Below are 10061 nucleotides of genomic sequence, written 5' to 3'. Positions count from 1 at the left end.
CGTAGGGAGAAGCGCGAAGTACACTAGCCGCTGGGCGCTGGAGCTGGACAATTCTCGAAGTCGAAAATTTTATACTTTCTTTACTTTTAAGAAAAGCGCAAGGCGCCCACCTATCGGTGTATGGAGCTGGACATTTCTCGAAGTCCAATGTTATAAATTCTTATATAATAAAAAAGGACTTGACAGATTGTCAAAGTCCTTTTTGGAAATTAGTTAACTCATGTTTCATCCTGAATCTCTGCTTTGAAGGAATCGATGCTCTCCCGTCTGCGCTGATTTTTTGCTTCAATTTTCTCGCGTTGCTGTTCACTATCGGTAAATTGCATCGATTCTTCTGCTTTTTCGATATTCTCCGCTGTATCTTGAATCATTGACTGAAGCTTTTCCGCATTATCACTGCGATCATCTGGATTTGGTTTGTTATCATAGGACATGTGTAAAATTCCTCCATCAAAGTGTATTTGGTACAAATATAGTTTGTAACGGTCTAGAAAAAATATCACAGAATATAAGAAATTTTTTACCTCAAAAAAAAAGACCCACTGGCTATATGCCTAGTGGATCTTATATCCATAAATTATTCACCTTTAGTTTGCATTACTTGGACTTGTTTTCCTGATTTATCTTGCATTTGTTTCCCTTTATTTCCACCAAATCCACGAGGCTGTGTCCCGATATGATCTGGTTTATAACGTTTTGTTTTATACCCTGATTCATTACTCATCTCTTAATCCCTCCTTATGTAGATTTTGCCCATAAGTAGAGGGAACCATGATTGGAAAACTTTGTGATTACTCAGCTTTGCCGAGGCGTTTTTCTTCTAAGCGCTGTTCAATCTTTTCCATTGCAGTACGATCTTTTAAAAGTTGTGATTTATTCTCTGAAACAAGTTCTGCAAAGGAACGTTTTCTTGGTTTTCTCATGGGTATCACCTTCCTTATTTCCTATTGTAACAGTTATTATGCCCGGAAACGGTCGCAATTATTACAACTTTTTGAAAATTATATTGTATTTTTATTTTTATAAAAAAACAAGCATGAGTCTCAACTTCCAACCCATGCATGGAAATGAAATTGATTGAGTAGGAAACCCAACATGATAAAGGCGGTTTGTGTAGATCAGAGTATCACTTTATTAATCAGGTAACATGGATATTTTTTTTCGCTATGATTGGATATCCTAATTCATTTTTGCTGTGCGCCGCTTCTTTTCCAAATAAAAAAGACGTTAGAGTAATCCAACGTCTCTCGCTTATTTTAATTTGTTTGTAAGATCCTGCATGTTTTCAAGCTTCATAGAGCCTGTAAATTTATTCTTAATAATACCCTTGCTATCGATAAAATAAGTTGTGGGTATGGATAAAATTTTATAAGTTTCATTTACCTTGTCATCTGCATCAAGAAGGATTGGAAAGGTAATTTTATTTTCGTTAACAAAGCCTTGGACATCTAACTGTGGGTCAATGTTTACCGCTAAAATGACGATATCATCACCGGCTTGTTTGTAAAATTGCTCCATTTCCGGCATTTCTGCCTTACAGGGAGGACACCATGTTGCCCAAAAGTTAAGCATTACTTTTTTTCCTTTTAGACTGGACAGTTTAACAGTCTCTCCTGTCAAAGTCTTTAGTTCAAAATCAGGTGCCTTTGCCCCAATGGCAAGACCTTCATTGTTTGCTGTTGTCTGACTTGTAGTTTCGGGTTTTTCTGTCTGTTTATCCATAGCCTGTACAATCGCTACTGTAAGTAATGTAATTAATACAACAGCAGCAATTACTTTTTTCATCATTCCCCGACCCTCCTTTACTTCATTCAATGTTCTCTGCTATTTCGATTTTACACTATAAACTTAGTTGAAACAAAGAATGGATATGCCGAAACTGTGACAATTGAATGAAATGTAATAAAAACAAATCGATTTTACGTGCTTTTTATTGCAGCTTTTTCAATTCATCCAGGACGTTTTTAGTAACTTTTTCAACTATCAAGTTAACATCGTGTTCTGTTAATGATTGTTCAAGTGGCGGTGTCATTTTCATCGCATGGATTCCCTCAGGAGGAACTGAACCAACAGGCGACACGCCTCGAACTCCCATTTTCGTTTTCATATCAATCAGCGTTTGCACGTGTTCTTTAGATAGTTCTCGGTCTCCATTCAATTGTTTGGCAATCCAACTGATTTTTGCGGTAAATTCTAACGATTCCATTAAATAATAGGCGTGTTCCAAATCTATTCCCCAGGTCAAAGCGCCATGGTTTTCCAATAACACTCCTTGATGGTGATGAACAAATTTCTTAACAGCGTCAGGCACTTCCTGTGTCGAAGGGGTTCCATATTCCGCAATCGGGATCGTTCCGAGATAGACAACTGATTCTGGCAAAATCGCCTGGTCTAAAGAAATTCCAGCAATTGCAAAGGCCGTAGCAAATGGAGGATGGACATGGACAATAGCCTGAATATCCGGCCGCTCTTGATAAACAAGGAGATGCATTTTCATTTCAGAGGTTGGACGGTAATCCCCATCAAGTACGTTTCCTTGTCCATCCACTTTCAGAATCATATCTGGGGTCATAAAACCTTTACTTACACCGGTTGGCGTGATAAGGTATTCATTTTCACTGACTCGAATCGAAATATTTCCGTCATTGGCAGCAACAAATCCCTTGTCATAAATTCTTTTTCCAATATCACAAATTTGTTTTTTATATTTATTTTCTGTCAACATAGGCACCCTGCTTTCCATTCTTACGCTTTAAAAAAGTTTTGGAAGCGCTTCTTGATAATTTCCGGTTAGTATACCCTTTTCAGTAATAATTGCCGTAACAAGCTCATGGGGGGTGACATCAAATGCTGGATTAAAAACCTTTACGCCCTCAGGGGCTGTTCGTTTTCCAAAACCTTCGGTAATTTCCGCCGCCTCTCGTTCCTCAATAGGAATATCAGCACCTGTATTTGTTTTTAAATCAATAGTTGATATTGGTGCAGCAACATAGAAAGGAATTTGATGGGCTTTGGCCAATAAAGCGACTCCGTATGTTCCAATTTTATTGGCTACATCACCGTTAGCAGCCACCCGGTCACAGCCGACGATTACTGCTTGCACCCAGCCCTTTTGCATAACCATCGCCGCCATATTATCAGTTATAAGCGTGACATCAATCCCAGCCTCCATCAGCTCCCAAGCTGTCAAGCGCGCTCCTTGAAGCAGCGGTCTTGTTTCATCGGCATATACCTTGATATTCCAGCCTTTTTCCTTAGCTAAATAAAGGGGAGCTAGTGCAGTTCCATATCTTGCTGTTGCGATCCCACCGGCATTACAATGAGTAAGAATTCCCATGCCATCGGATAAAAGTGTTAATGCTTGCTCGCCAATGGTACGGCAAACATCTTCATCTTCATTTCTGATTGTATGTGCTTCGTTTTCAAGTGCTGCTTTAATTTGAGTGACTGGCCGTTCTTTTTCCATTAGTACTCGCTCGTCCATCCGCTTTAAAGCCCAAAATAAATTAACAGCGGTTGGACGGGATGTTGCTAGATAATCAGCTTGTTTTTTAAAAAATGCATAAAACTCTGCAAAGGAATTTTCAGGGGCATCTTTTATTCCAACAACTAAACCATAAGCCGCTGCAATTCCTATTGCTGGAGCACCACGTACCTTCAATTGTTTAATCGCATCCCAAGCATCTTCAATTTTCGTTATTTCGAGAAATTCGGTTATATTTGGGATTTTGGTTTGATCTAATATTTTTAACACACCGTTTTCATATGAAACAGATTGTAAAAAAGCAATTTCCATATAAAAGCATCTCCTCGTCTACATGAACAAATCTAACAATTAATTTTTCTTCCATTTAATCTTCTACCAATGTAATTTTAACAATATCCATGACATATGCAATACTTTTCATTTTGGCAAAACAGTGTTCTTTATATTAACGCAATTATGTGAAAATTCGATAAGATGAAAGCATGAAATGGAGGGGGATTCGCATGAAGATTCTTGTTTTAGGTGGCAGCCGCTTTTTAGGAAGAACGTTTGTAAAAGAAGCTCTTGCTCAAAACCATGAAGTGACTATTTTTAATCGTGGATTTCAAAATGCGGGGTTAAAAGACGTTGAAATAATTACAGGAAATCGCTTTGGTAACTTAAAGGAGCTTAAAGACCGCTACTGGGATGCTGTTTTAGACACTAGCGGGTTTATTCCCTATACTGTGCAAAATACGACTGACTTTTTAAAGGATCGAGTAAATCATTATACATTTATCTCAAGTATTTCCGTTTATAAAGACTGGGTTCCCGAAAATTTGGATGAGAACTATCCCGTTTTAGAAATGTCGCTCGAAGAAGCAAATGAGCTATCAAAAGATGCTAATGGTCCAATTTATGAACATTATGGGCATTTTAAAGCCTTGTGTGAGCGGATCGCTGAAAAAAATATGCCTGGTCGAGTGTTGAATGTGAGAGTTGGTCAATTAATTGGTCCGAATGATTATACCGACCGTGTTCCATATTGGCTAAATAGAATGGCCAGAGGTGGTAAAGTTTTAGTCCCAGGGAAACCTGAACGTCGGGTCCAGGTTATTGACATTATTGACCTGTCGAGGTGGATACTTAAAATGATGGGAGCTAGGTCTATTGGAACCTTTAATGCAACGGGTCCCGATTATTCTTTAACGATGAAAGAGTTTGTTGATGCATGTATCAAAGTGACAGGGACAGATGTTGAAATTGTTTGGGCGGATGAAACCTTTCTGCTTAAACAAAAGGTTGCTCCTTGGACCGAGATGCCGCTCTGGGTACCTGAGAATTCACCTTTATCTCCTGAACTTGAGGAACCATTGAGAGGTGCCTTTTCCATTAATATTGAAAAAGCCGTACAGAATGGTCTAACATTCAGGCCGCTTGAGGAAAGTTTACAGGGAATTTATGAATGGGAAAAAACTCGTAATCTGTCTGAGGGAGAATGGAAGTCAGGAATGCTTGTTGAAAAAGAGAAAAAACTTCTCACCTTATTGAGCAAGAAGTAAAACAAAAACAGGTCTGATAATCTCGGCGTTGAGGCATGCTAGGTGACCGTACATAGGGTTTTATTTCCTTTACGCTCACCTAGAGTCCTGCTATGGACCGTACTGACAGTTTTACTGCCTATATGGTCATGTAGAGCCCTTCCAAATGATCATTAGCTCCTTTCAGAGGTTTTTCTTTTCTTTAAGTAGATGGTTAAATTCTCTATCTAGCACGAAATATTTTGGGTCCTTTTGATCAATAAGTGAGAGCTCACCAAGAATCGCGGCGATCCTATTTTCAATAATCATAAGTGCTTCTTTCTTATGATCTATATCATTCTTTTTATCTTTATTAAAATACTCCTCAGGTTTCATTTCAAAACGTTTAATACCTTGATTTTGAAAAACAAGTAGTCGGTCACAGAGTTTATTGAGAAAGTAATAATCATGTGAAACGGTAATAATCGTCCCGGAAAACTCTGATAATGTTTTTTCTAGTTGCTCCCTGCTTGGTAAATCGAGATGATTCGTTGGTTCATCTAAAATAAGAACATCGTATTCCTTCATTAACATATCGACTAGCTTTACTCTCGTTCGCTCACCAAGACTTAAAGTCCCTATCGGCTTAGTGATGTGCTGTTCTGTAAGACCTAAATTAGCAAGGTAGGTTCTTGCTTGAAGGATGCTTTCTCTTTCGGTAAACCCTAATGCTTCAATTGCCGTTTTATCTGCTGGTAAATCAGTAACATCCTGACTTAAGTAAGCTATTTTGATTGATTTGCTCTTCCACAGCTCACCATCAAAGAATGGCTCATTACCTATTATCATCTTAAGTAATGTCGTTTTTCCGCAGCCATTTTCACCTAACAGTCCAATTCTCTCTCCGTGATTAATATAGAAATGGGAATCTTGAAATAGTATCCGATCCGCGAATGCTTTTGAAAGCCCCTTCGCCTCAATTATCCGTTTGCCTCTTTTCCCTTGGCTGTCAAATTGGAATCTAACAGCAACTTCCTCAGCAGGCTTTTCAACCTTTTGTTTATCAAGCTCATTCTGTAATCTTGTCATTTTTGATTTCACTTGATTATCACGTTTTTTCGCCTTTACACGATGATATTCTTTAAAGCCGTTTTGCCTTTTTGAAGGACCAGAACCCTTCTTTGTAGACTCACGGTGAGCTTTTTCTGACCAGGACTTTAATTGCTCCATTTGCGATTCAACCATTTCTACTTGTCGCTGCTGGACATTATATTGGTGCCGCTGGTTCGCTAATTTCTGTTGCTTTTCCTCACGATAGTCACTATAGTTACCTGTGTAAAACTGGATATTACTATTTTCTAATTCAAAGATACGATTAACCGTTTTATTTAAGAAATGGCGATCATGCGAGATAATTAAAACAGGGCCATGGAACTTTGCTAACTCAGAGACTAGCCAGTCAATCCCTGTAAAATCTAAATGGTTTGTCGGTTCATCCAAGATTAAGAAATCTGGCTTCGATGACCAAACCATCGATAATGCGAGTTTAAGCTTTTCCCCGCCACTTAAGTGAGACAAACGATTTTCCTTCCAATCATAAACCTTTTTAAGACCTAAACCGCTAGCGTGGAGAAACAACTCATTTTCCTCGATACCTAAAAAGGATTGCTGGAAATGACTAACTTCATAATCAATCGACTGTGAAAGATATCCAATCCGCAAATCTTTTGATTTTTCAATCATTCCCTTATCTGGACTTAATCTTCCGAATATTAAATTGGCAAGTGTCGTTTTCCCTGCACCATTATTGCCGACAAGGCCTATTCGTTCCCCATTTTTTATCTCAAAGTTGATATTGTTTAATACTTTTCTTACATGAAAGCTTTTATCTAAACCTAACCCTTTTACTACAGTCATCAGATTTTTTTGCATAAAAAAACCCCCTTCATGAACCTGAAGCGAGTTCTTATATCGTCAATCATAAACAACCATGAAATATGTTCAACAAATAAACCTATAAAGGTTTGTTTAAATGGTTTATACGATTAGGATATAAAAAAGGATAGACTAATCCTATTCTTCAGGTTCATCATTTTTCGATTATTCGAATCATGTGCTGAAAAATAAGATTATAATTTCATTGGCCTTTTTTTCATTCCTTTTCGTTTAATACTTTTATTTTATTAAAAATCAAAGGTGGTTGTCAATGATTTCCTGAAAATTCACATCTGAATATGGGATATCGTTCTCAATTTTATTCTAATAGCATATTTTCCCCTTTCTAAAAAACACCATGCCTATAAAGACATGGTGTTTTCATTATATATAATTAAGCTTGTAATTTTTCACGAAGAACCATTTGCAAAATACCGCCATGACGGTAGTAATCAATTTCAACTTCAGAATCGAAACGGACAAGAACTTCAAATTCTTTCTTGTTACCAGCTTCGTCCGTAGCAGTCACTTTTAGTAGATCACGTGGTCTAACGTTTTCATCTACTTGGACATCAATGGTTTCTTTCCCTGTTAAACCAAGTGTTTCAGCGCTTTCACCTTCTTTAAATTGAAGTGGAAGAACACCCATTAACACTAGATTTGAACGGTGAATACGCTCAAAGCTCTCAGCTAGAACCGTTTTAATGCCTAAAAGGTTTGTACCTTTTGCTGCCCAGTCACGTGAAGAACCCATTCCGTAATCTTTACCAGCTAGGACAATTAAGCCAGTTCCATTTTCTTTGTACTTCATGCAGGCATCATAGATTGATGTAACTTCACCTGTTGGCCAGTAAGTGGTAAAGCCGCCTTCTGTGCCTGGTGCGATTTGGTTTCGGATCCGAATATTTGCAAATGTGCCACGCATCATGACTTCGTGGTTCCCACGACGTGAACCGTAAGAGTTAAAGTCACGAGGCTGAACGCCTTTTTCTAATAGATATTTTCCGGCAGGAGTATTTTTCCCGATTGCTCCAGCAGGAGAAATATGGTCAGTTGTGACAGAGTCCCCGAACTTACCAACCACACGTAGTCCTGTTAATGGCTCTACTTCACCTGGTTCAGGTGATAAACCTTCAAAGAACGGTGGATTGGCGATATAAGTGGAATCCTCATCCCAAGTATATAATGGTTCATTGCTTGTTTTGATTTCGTTCCAACGCTCGTTGTCGCCGAACACGTTCTCGTATTCTCTACGGAAAAGTTCAGGTGTAACGGTACGTTTTACAACATCATTGACTTCTGCTGTTGATGGCCAAATGTCCTTAAAGAATACGTCATTTCCATCTTTATCTTTCCCGATTGCTTCAGATGCGAAATCTATATTCACTGTACCTGCAAGAGCGTATGCCACAACTAATGGTGGTGAAGCAAGGTAGTTTGCTTTTACAAGAGGATGAATACGTCCTTCAAAGTTACGGTTTCCTGAAAGAACAGATGTAACTAAGAGATCGTTTTCCGCGATAGTTTTTTCGATTTCTTCCTTTAATGGACCAGAGTTACCGATACAGGTTGTACAGCCATAACCAACAAGGTTGAAGCCGATTTGCTCTAGGTATGGAAGCAGCCCTGAATCACGAAGATATCCAGTTACCACTTTAGATCCTGGTGCTAAAGAAGTTTTAACAAATTTAGGAACTTCCATTCCAAGTTCAACAGCTTTTTTCGCAACAAGTCCAGCACCTACTAAAACGTATGGATTAGAAGTGTTTGTACAGCTAGTGATGGAAGCAATCGCAACAGCACCTGTTTTAATTGTCGTTTCATCACCATTGTTGAATTTAACAGCTGCGCTCTTTTCAAGTTCATCAGTCTGTAAGCCGAAACCTTGGTTTCCTTGTGGTGCAGAAACAGCTTTCACGAACTCATCCTTCATTTTTGAAAGAGGAATTAAATCCTGCGGACGCTTTGGACCGGAAAGATTTGCTTCTATCTCTGAAAGCTCAATTTCAATTACATCTGTGTAGACTGGTTCATCTGATGGATTGAAAAATAAGCCGTTTTCTTTACAATATTGTTCAACTACTTTTACCTGATCTTCATCACGGCCTGTTAAACGTAAATAAGCAAGAGATTCATCGTCAATGGCGAAGAATCCACAAGTTGCCCCATATTCAGGAGCCATGTTAGCAATCGTAGCCCGATCTGCAAGTGGAAGTGTAGAAACACCAGGTCCAAAATATTCAACGAATTTCCCTACGACACCATGCTTACGAAGAACTTGCGTTACTTTTAAAGCAAGGTCAGTTGCAGTTGCGCCGTTTGGTAGCACGCCAGTTAATTTAACGCCAACTACTTCAGGAACAGGGAAATATGATGGCTGACCAAGCATTCCAGCTTCAGCTTCAATTCCGCCAACGCCCCAGCCAAGTACGCCAAGTCCGTTAATCATAGTAGTATGAGAGTCAGTACCAACTAATGTATCTGGGTATGCTTCTAATTCACCATCAGTTTCAGCAACGTGAACGACGTCTGCTAAGTACTCAAGGTTTACTTGGTGAACGATACCAGTTGCCGGTGGTACAGCACGGTAGTTATTAAATGATTTTTGCGCCCAGCTTAGGAATTGGTAGCGTTCAGCATTACGTTCGAATTCATAATCCATGTTAATTCTTAATGCATCACCTGTACCGTATTCGTCAACCTGTACGGAGTGGTCGATAACTAAATCAACAGTTTTTTCAGGATTGATTTTGTCTGGATCGCCGCCTAGGTCTGCCATTGCTTTTCTTAAGGAAGCAAGGTCAACTACTGCTGGAACTCCAGTGAAGTCTTGCAGGATAACACGTGATGGCTTAAATGGAACATCCACTTCTTTCAGCTCATCTGTTCCCCATTTTGCTAAGTTTTCAACGTGCTCTTTTGTGATTACTCGTCCATCGTATTGGCGAAGGACAGATTCAAGTAGTACTTTTACGGAATAAGGCAATTTGGATACGTTACCAATGCCTGCCTCTTCCAATGCACTTAAACGGTAATAGTGGTAGCGTTTACCGTTTACTTCAAAGGAAGAATGTGCGTTAAATACGTCATTTTTTACCATGTGTAAAAACCCCCTCATTCGTTATCATAAAAACAAAATT

At 38.9% G+C, this 10061-nt stretch carries 9 protein-coding genes; 1 reads left to right on the top strand and 8 read right to left on the bottom strand.

All coding sequences use genetic code 11. The annotated features are described in order from the left end of the window. Positions 1–218 precede the first annotated feature (218 nt). The 6 genes from tlp to mtnA all read right to left on the bottom strand — a co-directional run bounded on the left by tlp (position 219) and on the right by mtnA (position 3796). Complete coding sequence (gene tlp, locus RTR43_RS15680; protein WP_312473165.1) at positions 219–434, bottom strand: small acid-soluble spore protein Tlp; 216 nt, start codon at positions 432–434, stop codon at positions 219–221. Positions 435–577: 143 nt separating this feature from the next. Further along, complete coding sequence (locus tag RTR43_RS15675) at positions 578–724, bottom strand: acid-soluble spore protein N (protein WP_248736252.1); 147 nt, start codon at positions 722–724, stop codon at positions 578–580. 67 nt (positions 725–791) lie between these two features. Beyond that, positions 792–923, bottom strand: a complete 132-nt coding sequence (locus tag RTR43_RS15670) for an FbpB family small basic protein (protein ID WP_248736253.1) — start codon at positions 921–923, stop codon at positions 792–794. A 328-nt stretch (positions 924–1251) separates the two neighbouring features. Beyond that, complete coding sequence (locus tag RTR43_RS15665) at positions 1252–1788, bottom strand: redoxin domain-containing protein (RefSeq protein ID WP_312473164.1); 537 nt, start codon at positions 1786–1788, stop codon at positions 1252–1254. 142 nt (positions 1789–1930) lie between these two features. Then, positions 1931–2725 (bottom strand): class II aldolase/adducin family protein, encoded by a 795-nt coding sequence (locus RTR43_RS15660; RefSeq protein WP_312473163.1) that lies wholly within the window; start codon positions 2723–2725, stop codon positions 1931–1933. Between the two features lie 27 nt (positions 2726–2752). After that, a complete protein-coding gene (mtnA, locus tag RTR43_RS15655) occupies positions 2753–3796 on the bottom strand; it encodes an S-methyl-5-thioribose-1-phosphate isomerase (RefSeq protein ID WP_312473162.1) in 1044 nt (347 codons plus the stop codon). 194 nt (positions 3797–3990) lie between these two features. Here mtnA and RTR43_RS15650 point away from each other — a divergent pair, with 194 nt between their 5' ends. Continuing rightward, positions 3991–5028, top strand: a complete 1038-nt coding sequence (locus tag RTR43_RS15650) for an NAD-dependent epimerase/dehydratase family protein (protein ID WP_312473161.1) — start codon at positions 3991–3993, stop codon at positions 5026–5028. 162 nt (positions 5029–5190) lie between these two features. Here RTR43_RS15650 and abc-f read toward each other — a convergent pair whose 3' ends face one another. Continuing rightward, a complete protein-coding gene (gene abc-f, locus RTR43_RS15645) occupies positions 5191–6918 on the bottom strand; it encodes a ribosomal protection-like ABC-F family protein (protein WP_396954590.1) in 1728 nt (575 codons plus the stop codon). A gap of 397 nt (positions 6919–7315) precedes the next feature. Further along, entirely contained in the window at positions 7316–10021 is a 2706-nt protein-coding gene (gene acnA, locus RTR43_RS15640) for an aconitate hydratase AcnA (RefSeq protein ID WP_312473160.1), read from the bottom strand. Between the last annotated feature and the right edge of the window lie 40 nt (positions 10022–10061).

The sequence above is a fragment of the Neobacillus sp. genome, assembly GCF_031988165.1.
Classification (GTDB): Bacteria; Bacillota; Bacilli; order Bacillales; family Cytobacillaceae; genus Neobacillus; species Neobacillus rhizosphaerae.
Note: the sequence above shows the minus strand (reverse complement) of the source record. Positions and strands in the feature narration are given on the sequence as shown.